Origin of the sequence: Cupriavidus yeoncheonensis (assembly GCF_905397275.1) — a bacterium.
In the GTDB taxonomy this organism is placed as follows: Bacteria; Pseudomonadota; Gammaproteobacteria; order Burkholderiales; family Burkholderiaceae; genus Cupriavidus; species Cupriavidus yeoncheonensis.
The window spans coordinates 265,552-279,216 of the sequence record NZ_CAJPUY010000001.1 but is presented as its reverse complement, the minus strand read 5'-3'; the positions used below and the strand labels follow the sequence as shown (position 1 = coordinate 279,216).

Below are 13,665 nucleotides of genomic sequence, written 5' to 3'. Positions count from 1 at the left end.
CACTTTGACATCGGGCCTTGACAGGCCCGGGTGTGCAGCAAGATGGCCGCCATGCAGCGGAGGCTGCGGACAAAGAAAAAGGCAGGAGCCACGCTCCTGCCTTTTCGCTTGCATGTGCCGGACGGACCGGCACGGCAAGGTCTTGCTTAGACTTGCTCGCCAACCACGGCGACGGTCACGTCGACCACCACGTCGGTGTGCAGCGCAACGCTGACCGGGTGGTCACCCACCGTCTTCAGCGGACCGTTCGGCAGGCGAATCTGGGCCTTCTCCAGCTTGAAGCCTTGGGCACCCAGGGCAACAGCGATGTCGGCGTTGGTCACGGAACCAAACAGGCGGCCATCCACACCCGACTTCTGCGAGATCTGGACGGTCTGGCCGTTCAGCTTCTCACCTTCGGCTTGCGCGGCGGCCAGCTTCTCGGCAGCGGCCTTTTCCAGCTCGGCGCGCTTCACTTCGAATTCCTTGATCGCGGTTTGCGTGGCGCGGCGGGCCTTCTTGCTCGGGATCAGGAAGTTACGGGCGTAACCATCCTTCACCTTGACGATGTCACCCAGGCTACCCAGGTTGATCACTTTTTCCAGCAGAATAACTTGCATCGTGTTCTCTCCTTTACGGACCTATGGCCTGGACTATCAGTTCTTGTGCAGGTCGGTGTACGGCATCAGCGCCAGGAAACGCGCGCGCTTGATGGCCGTATCCAGCTGACGCTGATAGTGAGCCTTGGTACCGGTCAGGCGAGCCGGCGTGATCTTGCCGTTGTCGCCGATGAAGTCCTTCAGGGTGTCCAGATCCTTGTAGTCGATCTGTTCCACGCCAGCCACGGTGAAGCGGCAGAAGCGCTTGCGCTTGAACAGCGGGTTCTGTTGCTGGAAGCGCTTCTTGTTCTTGTTGTCACGTTTGATGAATGCCATGATTCAATCCTTTGCGAATGCTTTGCATCCGGTGATGTGAAAGACGAGGGCCTTGCTGTTGCGGTGCTTGCGGGTCAGGAATCCTTCGCAGTCGAGCAGCGTGCCGAGCGGCAACCGCTCCAGACGCTGGCCAACCGGCCCGATCCCCATCGCTGCAATGGCAAACTCGACCTGCCTCGGCGTATCCGCCTCGATCGCCGCGCCGCTGTACTGCAAGATGCAGTTCACGACGGGCACGCCGGCCGGGGTATACCTGAGCGCATCGCGTTCCGCCAAGGTGGCGGCTAGCCGAAGCTGGTTCAACGCGTGGCCCCTTGCAGTGTGTTTCCCATGCTGTCGTGATCAGGCTTGCCAGCCACGACAGGCACCGCAGTCCGCATTCAGGCGGCCTGGCCTTCGGTGGTCGTTTGCGCGGCCTTGCGGGCCTCTTCGCGCTGCACTTCCTTCATCATCGGCGAAGGAGCGGTTTCGGCCTTCTTGGTCTGCACGATCAGATGGCGCAGCACGGCGTCATTGAACTTGAAGGCATGTTCCAGCTCGGCCAGGGTTTCCTTGCCGCACTCGATGTTGACGCAAACGTAGTGCGCCTTGGCCAGCTTCTGGATCATGTAAGCCATCTGGCGACGGCCCCAGTCTTCCACGCGGTGAATCTGGCCGCCTTGCGACGTCACGAGCGACTTGTAACGCTCGATCATGGCCGGCACTTGCTCACTCTGGTCCGGATGGACGATAAATACGATTTCGTAATGACGCATTGACGCTCCTTTTGGATAAGCCACCCGGGCGTCACAGTCCGGTGCGGCAAGGTTGAATAGCCTTAAAGTATAGCCCGGATATTGACAATCACGCAACCGCAATCACACAGAGGCAAACAGCGCCTGGAGCCGGTCCGGCGCGGCAGCCAGGCCTGGTTCCTGTGCCAGCGCCACCAGCAGCAGCAGCCTTGCCTTATAGGGATTCAGGTCTGCGGCGGAAAGGAAAACGCCAGCATCAGGATCCACAACCGGCGGAATCGCCACATGGCCCGCCCCGGTGCGCGAACTCCGCACCACGGCGACACCGGCCGCAGCGGCATCCTTGAGCGCTGCGATCAGCACCTCGTGCACCGAACCGTTGCCTGCCGCCGCCACGACCAGCCCCTTCACGCCGGCTGCCACCATCGCGTCTACCGCAATGCGGCCGGGTTGCGCATAGCTTGCGATGATCTCGACATCGGGCCACCGGGCCGGTACGGGCAAGACCGCCGCAACCGCATGCGCGGGCGTGCGCGCCAACCGCACCAGTTCGTCCTGCACGAAGCCCAGTGGACCGCCCTGTGGCGACACAAATGCATCCACCGCCGAGGTATGCGCCTTGGTCACGTCGCGCGCCGCATGAATCTGCTGGTTCAGCACCACCAGCACGCCCTTGCCGCGCGCATCCGGATGCCCGGCGACACGCACCGCGTCGAGCAGATTGAGCGGCCCGTCAGCCGACAGCGACGTCGACGGCCGCATCGCGGCGGTCAGTACCACGGGCACCGGACAGGCCTGCGTCAGGTGCAGGAACATCGCGGTCTCTTCGAGCGTGTCCGTGCCGTGTGTAATGACGATGCCTGCCACGTCCGGCTCGGCCGACCAGTGCTGCACGCGCGCCGCCAGCGTCGACCAGAGCGAAAACACCATGTCCTTGCTATCGACCTGCGCCACCTGCTCGGCCTCGACCCTGGCCACCGACTGCAACGCCGGCACGGCCGCGAGCAGCGTTGACACGGGCACCGTCGCAGCCTGGTAGCGCGCGCTGCTGGCCGGGTTGGTCGAGGCGCCGGCAATGGTACCGCCGGTGGCCAGGACCACGATGCGGGGAAGCTGGGACATGGTCGGGATGCGGGGAGCTGAGGTCCGGCGATTGTACCCGCGGCATGCGGGCAAGCCGGAAGTCAAGCAGACGCCTCTGAAATTCTGCTTGCGCTTGTGCCGATACTGTATAAAATCACAGCATACTGTTTAAACATACAGTGCCCGCCTGGCTGGCAGCCGTATCGCACCGGGGCACTTATCACGGAACGCTTCCATGGCGACCCTGACACCCCGGCAGCAGCAGATTTTCGACCTGATCCGCAACACGATCCGCGGCACGGGCTTCCCGCCCACGCGCGCCGAGATCGCCGCGGAGTTCGGCTTTTCATCGCCCAATGCAGCGGAAGAACACCTGCGAGCGCTGGCGCGCAAGGGCGTGATCGAACTGACGCCGGGCGCGTCGCGCGGTATCCGCCTGAAGGTGGCGCGCAGCGATTCCGAAATGCCCGACCAGTTTTCGCTGCCGATGTCCGGCGTCATGCAACTGACGCTGCCGCTGGTGGGCCGCGTGGCCGCCGGCAGCCCGATCCTCGCCGCCGAGCATATCGACCGCCAGTACCAGGTCGACGCCTCCGTCTTCGACGAGCGCCCTGACTATCTGCTGCGCGTGCGCGGCCTGAGCATGCGCGACGCCGGCATCCTCGACGGCGACCTGCTGGCCGTGCGCAAGGCCAGCGAGGCACCCAACGGCAAGATCGTCGTGGCCCGCCTGGGCGACGACGTGACTGTCAAGCGCCTGCAGCGACGTGACGGCGCGATCGAACTGATCGCGGAAAACCCGGACTTCCCGAACATCATGGTCGCGCCCGGACGCGAAGAGTTCTCGCTCGAAGGCATCGCCGTCGGGCTGATCCGCTCCTCGGGCTTCTGACCAGCGCGGCCAGCCGCGCGCTGGTCGCCGCCCTCCTCCTTGCTGTGCCGATGTCGCCCGCCTGACGGGTGTTGACCCCGCTTTTGCCAATCGAGAGGTGTAGCCATGCCGCAAATCAACCACATTGCCGCCGCCCGTCAGCCCGTCAAGCCGGTGCCGTTCCGGCAGTCGAAGGGCGTCCGCATCTACCAGGGCGCGCAGCGCCGCACCATGGTTGGCAGCATGGCGGACATCTGCCGGATGCTGGAACTGGCCGAGCCGACCAAGCTCCTGGCCTGAGCCCCGCCGCCGGCAAGAACCGGCAGGCGTCGTCATCCGGCCCCATGGATGACAGATTCATCGAGAATTGCATATTCTGCAGATCTCATCTTCATTTGTTTTGTCCGCGGCATCTTTCCATCGAGGGTGCCAGCTTCTAGCCTTCAGTTAGCAGGCACAGCGTGCCCTCGGCGCCGTCGGAGAACGGCCCGACCGCAGCATGGCGCGCCGTTGAACCGGGCCGGCTCGCGCGCATTGCCGCCGGCCGCCAGCCTTGCGTTGCCGGGGTATTTGCGAACGCCCGCGGCGCCGCCGGCGCCGTCAGCGAATCCGCATGGGAGGCATCATGGCCACCATCGCGCTAACGGACGCCTTGCGCCAGGACTACGCGTCGCTGTTCAACAGCTGCGTCATCAACGCTGCCCGCGCGGCGGAGGTCGACGGGCTGGTCAGGTCGCTGGAGCGCAATCAGCCCCGCTATGAGGCCGCTGGCAACCTCTCCGGCGCGCCCTGGCACTTCATAGCCGTGATCCACAACATGGAATGCGGACAGCGGTTCGATTGCCACCTCCACAACGGCGACCCGCTGGGGTCCCGCACCACGCATGTGCCGGCCGGGCGCCCGCGCACCAGCGCGCCACCGTTCAGCTGGGAGGACAGCGCCGCCGACGCGCTGGCGCTCAAGGGACTCGGCGCGGCCACCGACTGGAGCCTGCCGGGCATGCTCTACCAGGTCGAGCGGTACAACGGCTTCGGCTACCGGTCCTATCACCCCCACGTGCCCACGCCCTACCTGTGGAGCTTCTCCAACCACTACGTCCGCGGCAAGTACGTGGCCGATGGCACCTGGTCCGACACGGCGGTGTCACGGCAGTGCGGTGCCGCGGTGCTGCTGCGGCGACTGGCTGAAACCGGCTTGATCCGATTTGCCGACCAGCCCGCGCAAGCGTCTCCCGACGCGCCGCTGGTCGTGCGCTACGCCGCGCGCAAGCCGGGCGATCCCACTATCATCGCCCGGGCGGATGCCTTGCAGCGCTGGCTGAATACCTACCCCGGCGTGTTCGTCAGGCTGGACGGCTATCCGGGCAAGCGCACCTCCGCGGCCTACCGCGCCGTCACCGGACATTTCCTGCCCGGCGACCCGCGCAGTGCCGCATAGCGCCGCACAACTCCGCATAACGCCGCCAGAGCCCTGACCGCCCATGCCACGCAACTATTCCGAACTGGAGATCGTGATCGGCACGGATGCCGCGGGCGGGTATGAGGCCGAGGCCAGGCACCGCGTGCCCGAAGGCGATGTGATCACCCCGCGCGTGCCGCTGCCGCTCGTACCCGACGACCCCGCCGTGCGCGACGCGGATCCGCAGGTGTGCGGCCGCGCGCTGGCCGCCAGCCTGTTCGCCGCGCCGCCGCTGCGCGATGCCTTCGTGCTCGCGCAGGCGTCGGCCAACGAGCGCCACCTGGACTTGCGCGTGCGGCTGCGCATCGGCGTCGACGCGCGCGAGCTGCACGCGCTGCCCTGGGAAACGCTCTACGATCCCGCTGGCGAGCACGCGCTGTTCATCACGCAGCGCTGCTTCTTTTCGCGCTACCTGTTCGCGCGGGAAATGCGCCTGCCGCGCCTGCGCGCCCGAAGCGACGTGAGCGCGCTCGTGGTGGTGGCGAACCCGAGCGGACTCGGTCCCGAAATGAAGCCGATCGATGCCGCCGCGGAAGCCGCGCGCGCCATCGCCGCGCTCGCGCCGATGCCAGCCAAGGCTCTGGCAGAGCCCGGCCATGCCACGATCGACCGCATCTTCGCGGCGCTGCAGGAGGGCATCGACGTGTTGTGCCTGGTGTGCCATGGCGCGCTGGTGGACGATCAGCCCATGCTGTGGCTCGAACAGGCCGACGGCAGCCGCGACCTGGTGGGCGGCAGCGTGCTGGTGAACCGCATCGGCACGCTCGAACGCCCGCCGAGCCTGGTGGTGCTGTGCTCCTGCCAGAGCGCCGGGGCCGGTGCAGCGCGCAGCGCCAGCACGCTGATGGCACTGGGGCCGCTGCTTGCGCAGGCCGGCGTGCCGGCGGTCCTGGCCATGCAGGGCAATGTCGGCATGGCCACCATGAACGCCTTCCTGCCGCTGTTCTTTGCCGAGCTGCGCGAACACGGCGAAGTCGACCGTGCCGCCGGCGTGGCCCGCGCGGCGGTCAGCGAGTATCCGGACTGGTGGATGCCCGCGGTGTTCACGCGGCTGGACAGCGGACGCATCTTCTATCCGCCCGGCTTCGCGCCCGATGAGGGCGATGGCGGCGATGCCTGGCGCGCCGTCATCGAGAACATCCGCCACGGCGAAACCACGCCGATCCTCGGCCCCGCGATGAGCGAGGCCATGTTCGGCTCGCGCCTGCAGCTGGCGCAGATATGGGCCGAGGCCTACCACTTCCCGATGGCCCCGCACGAGCGCGACGAGCTGCCGCAGGTCGCCCAGTACCTGGCGGTCTCGCAGCAGGGTGTGTTCCCGCGCCGCCTGTTTTACAAGTTCGCGTACCAGCATATCGTCCAGCAGTACCGCGACCTGCTGACACCCGAACTGCTGGCGCTGAAGAACGAGGACATCATCGCTGAGCTGGGCAACGTGGTGAGCGCCGTCGGCCGCGCGCAGCGCGACCGCGAGCCGCAGAGCCCCTACCGCGCCATGGCGCGGCTGAAACTGCCGGTCTACCTGAGCACCGATCCGAGCGACCTGCTGGCCGATGCGCTGCGCGAGAACGGCGCCGACCCGAGCGTGCGCCTGTGCCGCTGGAACCGCCAGGCCGAAGCCTGCGACGATGCGCTGGCCGAAGGCCGCAAGCGCGCCGCGCCGACCGCACAGGCGCCAATGGTGCTCAAGCTGTTCGGCGACCTGCGTGAACCGGGCTCGCTCGTGCTCACCGAAGACCAGTACTTTGACTATCTCACCAGCGTGTCGGTCAACCGCAATGCGATCCCGCTCGCGGTGCGGGCGCGCCTGAACGACAGTGCCCTGCTCTTTGTCGGCTTCGACGTGCAGTCCTGGGAGTTCCGCATCCTGTTCCGCAGCATCCTCAACCTCGAAGGCGCCGACCTGCGCCAGGAATACCAGCACCTGTCGGCGCAGCTCGACCCCAACAGCATCGTCGACCCCGTCAGCGCGCGCCGCTACCTGGAACGCTATTTCCAGGACAAGGCCAGGCTCAAGCTGTACTGGGGGGACGTCGGCATGTTCACCGCAGAGCTGCTGCAGCGCATGGAGCCATGACATGGCGCACGCCAGCCCCGGCCCGTACATCGGCCCGACGCCGCTTGACGAAACCGACCCGATCTTCGGCCGCGATGCCGAGATCCAAGAACTGCGCGACCGGCTGATTGCCGACCGCATCGTGCTGCTGTACTCGCCTTCGGGCGCGGGAAAGACTTCGTTGATCGAAGCCGGATTGCGCCCGCGCGTGGCCGACCGCTTCGACGTGTTGCCCACCGCGCGCGTCAGCGCGCCCTACGGCGGCGCCAATCGCTACGTCTCGAGCGTGCTGCATTGCTGGGCCGCGCGTACCGGCATCAAGCCGCGCGAGAACGACACGTTGCTGTCGTGCCTGTCCCGCATGCTGGACCAGCCCACGGACGCGAAGCCACGGCGGCTGATGATCGTGCTGGACCAGTTCGAGGAGATCTTCACGCTGGACAGCGACGACATCGCGCAGAAGCGCCAGTTCTTCACCCAGCTGGGCGATGTGCTCGACCTCGGCCCCAGCCCGGTGTGGGCACTGGTATCGATGCGCGAGGAATATTTCTCGTGGCTCGACGCCTACCGGGACCTGGTACCGACACGGCTCACCAACACCATGCGCATCGACCTGCTGACGAGCGAGCAGGCGCTGCAAGCCCTGACCGGCCCCGCCGCGGCCGTGGGCGTGGATTTCCGCGAAGACGCGGCGCAACGGCTGGTGCATGACCTCGCGCAGATCCGTACACGCGACGCGAACGGGCAGGCGGTCATGCGCGAGGGGCGCTTTGTCGAACCGGTCCAGTTGCAGGTGGTGGGCCTGAGCCTGTGGCGGCAATGCTTCGGCGACGCCGGCACGCCGCCCGCGGGTGCCACCATCACGCTCGACCAGGTACTGCGGCTCGACACCGGCGCCGCGCTGGCGTCGTACTGCAACCTGGCCCTGGACGCCGCAGCGCCGACCCGTGCGCGGCAGCGCGTGGTGCGCGAATGGATCGAGAGCCGCCTGATCACGGCCGCCAATATGCGCGCGCAGGCCACCCTCGACGCCGGCGTGCGCGCAGCGCCAACCGCGGCGGAACTTGGCGTGCTGCAGCAATACCACCTCGTGCGTGCGCAGAGCCGGCAGGATGCGCAATGGTATGAACTCACGCACGACCGGCTGACCGAGCCGCTGCGCGCCAGCAATGCCAAATGGCGGGCGCAGTACCTGCCGCACTGGAAGCAGCTTGCGCGCGCATGGGCGCTATCGGGCGAGAACCCCGGCGTATTCGGCAAGCTCACTTCCACCGAAGAACTGGACGATACCCTGCTCGAACCGGAAGACATGCACAGCGAAGCCGAGAACCGCTTCCTGGCCGCATACCGGCGCCACCGCGAGTCGCGCGCCCGCGCGCGCAGATGGCGCATATTGGGCTATGCGCTGGGCCTGGTCACGCTGCTGTTCCTGATCGGCTTCGTGCTGTCCGCCTGGCAGTTGCGCGCGACCAAGCAGGATCTTGCGCGCCAGAACGCGCTGTTTTCCCTGCTTAACTCCCGCCCGGCACCGGACGCGGCATTGGTGGCCGCGGTGGAAGGCACGCGCGGCCAGCACGGGCACGAACGCCCCGACAATGCCTTCGACTTCCGTCGCCCGCTGCTTGGCACGCTGCACCGCGCACGCCACATCGAGGCCTACCTGGCCCGCGCCGACGGCCGCATGACCGAAGTCCAGGCCGATGCCACGCACCGCGTCACGGCGCGCCTGGACGCCGGGCACTGGGCCATCGAGATATCGGAACTGGCGCCGGGCGCGCGCCGCGCCAGCCTCGACGAAACGCAACTGCGCAACCAGCATCCGCAGGGCGTGCGTGCTTTCGCACTGGCGGGCGCGGGCACGCTTGCCACGGGCGGGCAGGACGGCAGCGTAGCCCTGTGGAGCATTGCGCAGCCGGGCCGGGCCACGCGGCTCGCACTGCCGCCCGGCGCGCGTCCCGAGAGCGGCTGGGGTCCGGTTTCCGCGCTGGCCAGCGACGGCCGCCGGCTGGTGGCCGGCTTCGAAGGCGGGCGTGTGGTCATATGGGACCTGGCCCGCGCGGGCGGCAACTGGCAGCAGCCGGTGGCAACCGGCCGCGCGCACGCCATGCGCGTCACAGGGCTGGCACTGTTCGACAACGGCCGCCAGCTCGCCACGGTATCGCGCGATGGCAAGGCGCGGCTCTGGCACCTGCCGGAGAATTCGGCGACCGGCCCGGCGCTGCTCGCCGGGCCGGCGCAGGAACTGCCTTCCCCGCCGGGAAACACCGACTGGTTCTCCGGTTACCACGGCGTGGCGGTCAGCCCTGACGGCAGCCTGGTCGTGGCCGGCACGCGCGGCGGCCGTATCGATGTCTGGCGCGCAGCGGACGGGGGGCGCTGGCCGCGCCCGCTGTCCGGCCATGACGATGCCGTCGTGCGGCTGGTCTTTACGGATGCGCGGCAACTGCTTTCCGGCGGTTGGGATGGGCGCGTCATCAAATGGCAGCTCGACCCCGAGGGCATGCAGGTCGTGCGCAACGAGCTGATCGACCTGCCCACCCAGATCACCGGCCTGGCGCCGGGTGGACACCAGCAACTGCTGGTATCCACTGAACAGGGCGAGCTGCTGCAGATGCGCGTGGACACCCCGCGCAACCCCGTCGCGCGCATTGTGGCGCGCAAGCAGGACAACGTTCCCCCGCAACTGCTCGCCCTGGGCGGCAGCTCCCCTGCGCAAGCCGCGGCCAGTGACGGCCAGGGCCTGACGATGCTTCAGCCCGAAGGCGCACAACCCGCCGTGCACCGCCTGCCCGGGCAGTTCGAGGCACCCGTCATCGCACTGGCATGGGCGCGCGGCGCGCAGCGCCTGGCGCTGGCCGATGCAGGCGGCAATGTATGGATCATGGGCACCGACGGCAACGGCATCGCCCTGCCCGATGCGAAGGCTGGCAGCCAGGCCCGCCTTGCGCTCAGCACGGGCGCCGACCTGCTCGCGATCCGCTCCGGCGACGCCGGCAACGGCCGTCGCCTGCAGATGTGGCGCGTCCCCCCGGCAGGCAAGGCCGGCGCAACAGCGCCAGCGCCTTGCCAGGTGGCGCTGCCCGACGATCTCGCCCGCGCCACCAATGCCGTGTTCCGCCCGGGCAGCAGCGAACTGGCCGTTTCCGACGACGACCGGCTCAGCCTGTGGCGCATCGAGACCTCCGGCCCCGATTGCGCCAGCGCACGGGCCACGCAGGTGCTCCAGTTCCGTGACCTGCCCCGCGGCCAGATCACGAGCCTGGCCTTCAACCGCCAGGGCGATACGCTGGTCGCGGGCAACTACCTCGGCAAAGTCTTCCGGCTGGCGCTGGGCGAGGCGCCGTCGGCCCCCGCCAGGACAGCGGGTGCACCCGTCCTCCTCAAGCAGGACGCATCCGGGGTCATTACCTCGCTTGCCGTGCCCGATGCACCGTTCGTCGTGGCCGGCGACGACCACGGCAACCTGTTCCTGCTCGACAGCCAGGCCGACCGTCCGCTGCCGTTTCCCCAGGCGCTGTACCACGACCCGCGCCAGCCCGTCGCCCAGCTTTCCGTCAGCGACGACGGTCGCTGGCTCTATGCCGCCGGCACTGAAGTCGCCGCGGTCTGGGATCTCGATCTTGACGCGTGGCGCCGGCAGGCCTGCGCGATCGTCGGCGGCGGCTTCACGGCGCGGCAGAAGGCCGATTATTTCAAGGCCGACACGCCGCAGCCGGATGCCTGCGAGACACGCTGATCCCGTGCAATCAAGAGGAGGCCCGCCATGCCGTTCCAGACCATCGCCGCCACCGGCACCACGTACGCGCTGATCGCGCTGGACGCCGACGGCAAAGAGCGCAACGACGACCCCGATGCCGCCGGCGGGCAGCCCGGCCGCCTGTCCGACCGCCTGCTGGCCCAATGGCGCGACGGGCCCGCGCCAACCGACATCTTCCTGTGGAGCCACGGCTGGCAAGGCGACATCCCGGCCGCGCGCAGCCAGTACGACCGCTGGATCGGGGCGTTCAGCGCCTGCGCCGTGGATGAGCAGGAAATGCGCACGCTGCGGCCCGGCTTTGCGCCGGCCCATATCGGCGTGCACTGGCCAAGCCTGCCCTGGGGCGATGAAGAAATGGGCGATACCGCGAGCTTCGCGCCCCCCGCGCACGCCGGCAAAGACGCAATGATCGATGCCTACGCGCAGCGGCTCGGCGACACGCCGCAAGTGCGCGACGCGCTCGCTGTCATCGTCGAAGCCGCGCGCACCGGGGCCGATGCGACAAGGCTGCCGCCCGAGGTCCGGCAGGCCTATGTGCAACTCGATCAGGCGCTGGCACTGGGCGCGGGCGGCACGGATGGCGATGCCGGCGCCGACCGCCTGCCGTTCGACCCCGACGCGTCATTCGCCGAGGCGAGCCAGCTCGGCGCCGCCTTCGGCGCGCCTTCGCTGGGCGGCATCCTCGCGCCGCTGCGCCAGCTCTCCTTCTGGACCATGAAGAAACGCGCGCAGGCGGTAGGCGAACAAGACGTCCACGCCCTAATCAACCGCCTGCTCGACACCCTGCCCGATGCCCGCGTGCACCTGATGGGCCACAGCTTCGGCTGCATCGTCATGTCGGCCGCCCTGGGCGGGCCCGGCGGCACCGCCGCGCTGCGCCGGCCGGTGGATTCGTGCGTGCTCGTGCAGGGCGCCATGTCACTGTGGGCCTATGCGCCTTCGATTCCGGTACGGCCGGACTCGGCGGGTTATTGCCATCGCCTGCTGCCGGACGGCAAGCTCCACGGGCCGCTGGTCGTGACCCGCTCCCGGCACGACACCGCCGTGTGCGAGCTTTATCCGTGGGCCGCTGGCGTGGCGGGACAGGTGGCATTCGACGCGGCAACGACCTATCCCACGTTCGGCGCGATCGGCGCTTTCGGCATCCAGGGCGTGGACACCGCGGCCGACATCGCCATGCTCGATATCGACGGGGGCTACACCATGCCCGGCGCACGCGTGCTGAACGTCGAGGCCAGCGCCTATATCTGCCACAAGTCCGGAGTCTCCGGCGCGCACAACGACATCAGCGGGCCGCAGGTCGCGCACCTGATCTGGCAGGCCGCGCAGGCAAGCGCCGCGGAGGCGCCATGAGCGACGCTTCCCTGCCTATTGCGCTGGGCGTGCATGCCGACACCGGACAGCCGCTGCCGGATCTCGACGAAGCCGGCATCAACGCCTTCTGCACGCGCGAACAAGCCGGCCGCCGCGCCCCCGAGCGCGCCGCGGAAAAGGCACGCCAGGTCGATACATATGCGGTCATGGGCGACGTGGATGCCGACAATCTCGCGGAAGCGGGCTGGGGTCTGCTGTTTGCCGCGGACACGGATCCGGCGCCTTACCTGGAAGCATTGTCTCCACTGATCGAACGAAGGCGCGCCGAAGCAGGCGAGATCAAGATCTTCCAGGGCCAGGATGGGTGCCTGCCCGGCGACACCGCCGCGACCTGGCTGGCGCGGCACAAGGTATCGCTGAACGTCGTCGACCCGGCCCTTGGCGTGCCGTATTACCTGGCCCTGATCGGCCCGCCCGGCAAGATCCCGTTCGCGTTCCAGTACACGCTGGACCTCTACTGGGCAGTCGGGAGGCTGGATTTCGCCGAGCTGGAAGACTACCGGCGCTATGCCGACAGCGTCGTCGCCTACGAAAGTGTCCCGGCCGTGCCGTCTCGCCGCAACGTCGCGCTCTTCGCCACCTGCCACGACTTCGACCGTGCCACGCAGATGCTGACGCGCCAGCTTGCCACGCCGCTCGCCATGGGCGCCGGGCAGATCAGGCCGCTTGGCGAACGGCAAGGCTTTGCCATGCAGGCCTTGCTGGGCGATGCGGCGACCAAGGCTGCGCTGTCCGGCCTGTTGCGCGGCGACGGACCCGACGGCCCACCTGCCGTCTTGCTGACCGGATCACACGGCATGTGCCTGCGCGCCGACGACAACCGGATTGCCGATCTGCAAGGCGCGCTGGTCTGCCAGGACTGGCCTGGCTATGGCGCCATCGATGACAGCCACTGGTTTGCCGCCAGCGACATCCCCGCCGACGCGCGATGCCACGGACTGATCCATTTCTGCTTTGCGTGCTTCGGCGCGGGTGCGCCCGAGCTGGACAATTTCAGCGCGCCCGGCGGAAACAGCAACCGTATCGCCCCCTGCCCGTTCACGGCCCGCCTGCCGCAGCGCCTGCTCGCCCACCCGAATGGCGGCGCGCTGGCCGTCCTCGGCCATGTCGACCGGGCGTGGGCCTACAGCTTCCAGTCCGAGCGCGCCGATCCGCAAACCCAGGGCTTTCGCGACGTAATGGGCAGCCTGTTGCGCGGCCAACGCGTGGGCCAGGCCACCGACCGCTTCAATATCCGCTGGGCAGCGCTCAGCACCGAACTGGCCGACTTGCTGCGCGATCGCAGCGCAGGCGCGGAGGTCGCGGAAACGGAACTGGCGCTGCGATGGATCGCGCGGGACGATGCACGCAACTACGTGGTGCTCGGAGACCCGGCGGTGCGCTTGCGCGTGAGTGAAATGAAGAGGTAGTGCCGCGG

At 68.2% G+C, this 13,665-nt stretch carries 12 protein-coding genes; 7 read left to right on the top strand and 5 right to left on the bottom strand.

The window, feature by feature from the left end; translation table 11 throughout:
• Nucleotides 1-146: 146 nt before the first annotated feature.
• The 5 genes from rplI to KHO22_RS01335 all read right to left on the bottom strand — a co-directional run bounded on the left by rplI (nt 147) and on the right by KHO22_RS01335 (nt 2,770).
• Nucleotides 147-599, bottom strand: coding sequence for a 50S ribosomal protein L9 (gene rplI / locus KHO22_RS01355; protein ID WP_211945287.1), 453 nt, complete (start codon nt 597-599; stop codon nt 147-149).
• 36 nt (nt 600-635) lie between these two features.
• Entirely contained in the window at nt 636-914 is a 279-nt protein-coding gene (gene rpsR, locus KHO22_RS01350) for a 30S ribosomal protein S18 (RefSeq protein ID WP_011298166.1), read from the bottom strand.
• A gap of 3 nt (nt 915-917) precedes the next feature.
• On the bottom strand, nt 918-1,217 hold the full coding sequence (priB, locus tag KHO22_RS01345; protein WP_211945286.1) for a primosomal replication protein N: 300 nt from the start codon (nt 1,215-1,217) through the stop codon (nt 918-920).
• A 77-nt stretch (nt 1,218-1,294) separates the two neighbouring features.
• Nucleotides 1,295-1,669, bottom strand: a complete 375-nt coding sequence (gene rpsF / locus KHO22_RS01340) for a 30S ribosomal protein S6 (protein ID WP_211945285.1) — start codon at nt 1,667-1,669, stop codon at nt 1,295-1,297.
• Nucleotides 1,670-1,771: 102 nt separating this feature from the next.
• Entirely contained in the window at nt 1,772-2,770 is a 999-nt protein-coding gene (locus KHO22_RS01335; RefSeq protein ID WP_211945284.1) for an asparaginase, read from the bottom strand.
• A gap of 196 nt (nt 2,771-2,966) precedes the next feature.
• Between KHO22_RS01335 and lexA the strand changes: the two genes are divergently transcribed.
• The 7 genes from lexA to KHO22_RS01300 all read left to right on the top strand — a co-directional run bounded on the left by lexA (nt 2,967) and on the right by KHO22_RS01300 (nt 13,657).
• Nucleotides 2,967-3,623 (top strand): transcriptional repressor LexA, encoded by a 657-nt coding sequence (gene lexA / locus KHO22_RS01330; RefSeq protein WP_211945283.1) that lies wholly within the window; start codon nt 2,967-2,969, stop codon nt 3,621-3,623.
• A 105-nt stretch (nt 3,624-3,728) separates the two neighbouring features.
• Nucleotides 3,729-3,902 carry a hypothetical protein gene (locus tag KHO22_RS01325; RefSeq protein ID WP_211945282.1) on the top strand — a complete coding sequence of 58 codons (174 nt, stop codon included), beginning with the start codon at nt 3,729-3,731 and terminating at the stop codon, nt 3,900-3,902.
• Nucleotides 3,903-4,227: 325 nt separating this feature from the next.
• Nucleotides 4,228-5,040, top strand: coding sequence for a hypothetical protein (locus KHO22_RS01320; RefSeq protein ID WP_211945281.1), 813 nt, complete (start codon nt 4,228-4,230; stop codon nt 5,038-5,040).
• 43 nt (nt 5,041-5,083) lie between these two features.
• Nucleotides 5,084-7,138, top strand: coding sequence for a CHAT domain-containing protein (locus KHO22_RS01315; RefSeq protein ID WP_211945280.1), 2,055 nt, complete (start codon nt 5,084-5,086; stop codon nt 7,136-7,138).
• Nucleotide 7,139: 1 nt separating this feature from the next.
• Nucleotides 7,140-10,853: an nSTAND1 domain-containing NTPase gene (locus KHO22_RS01310; protein ID WP_211945279.1), complete on the top strand. Its 3,714-nt coding sequence runs from the start codon at nt 7,140-7,142 to the stop codon at nt 10,851-10,853.
• Nucleotides 10,854-10,880: 27 nt separating this feature from the next.
• Nucleotides 10,881-12,227, top strand: coding sequence for a hypothetical protein (locus tag KHO22_RS01305; protein WP_211945278.1), 1,347 nt, complete (start codon nt 10,881-10,883; stop codon nt 12,225-12,227).
• Nucleotides 12,224-13,657 (top strand): C25 family cysteine peptidase, encoded by a 1,434-nt coding sequence (locus KHO22_RS01300; RefSeq protein WP_211945277.1) that lies wholly within the window; start codon nt 12,224-12,226, stop codon nt 13,655-13,657. The genes KHO22_RS01305 and KHO22_RS01300 overlap by 4 nt, the downstream gene beginning before the upstream one ends.
• Nucleotides 13,658-13,665 lie beyond the last annotated feature (8 nt).

Excerpts from the sequence above, each read along its gene's own strand:
- rplI (WP_211945287.1), bottom strand. The coding sequence starts at position 599 with ATGCAAGTTATTCTGCTGGAAAAAGTGATCAACCTGGGTAGCCTGGGT.
- rpsR (WP_011298166.1), bottom strand. The coding sequence starts at position 914 with ATGGCATTCATCAAACGTGACAACAAGAACAAGAAGCGCTTCCAGCAA.
- rpsF (WP_211945285.1), bottom strand. The coding sequence starts at position 1,669 with ATGCGTCATTACGAAATCGTATTTATCGTCCATCCGGACCAGAGTGAG.
- KHO22_RS01335 (WP_211945284.1), bottom strand. The coding sequence starts at position 2,770 with ATGTCCCAGCTTCCCCGCATCGTGGTCCTGGCCACCGGCGGTACCATT.
- lexA (WP_211945283.1), top strand. The coding sequence starts at position 2,967 with ATGGCGACCCTGACACCCCGGCAGCAGCAGATTTTCGACCTGATCCGC.
- KHO22_RS01325 (WP_211945282.1), top strand. The coding sequence starts at position 3,729 with ATGCCGCAAATCAACCACATTGCCGCCGCCCGTCAGCCCGTCAAGCCG.
- KHO22_RS01320 (WP_211945281.1), top strand. The coding sequence starts at position 4,228 with ATGGCCACCATCGCGCTAACGGACGCCTTGCGCCAGGACTACGCGTCG.
- KHO22_RS01315 (WP_211945280.1), top strand. The coding sequence starts at position 5,084 with ATGCCACGCAACTATTCCGAACTGGAGATCGTGATCGGCACGGATGCC.
- KHO22_RS01310 (WP_211945279.1), top strand. The coding sequence starts at position 7,140 with ATGGCGCACGCCAGCCCCGGCCCGTACATCGGCCCGACGCCGCTTGAC.
- KHO22_RS01305 (WP_211945278.1), top strand. The coding sequence starts at position 10,881 with ATGCCGTTCCAGACCATCGCCGCCACCGGCACCACGTACGCGCTGATC.
- KHO22_RS01300 (WP_211945277.1), top strand. The coding sequence starts at position 12,224 with ATGAGCGACGCTTCCCTGCCTATTGCGCTGGGCGTGCATGCCGACACC.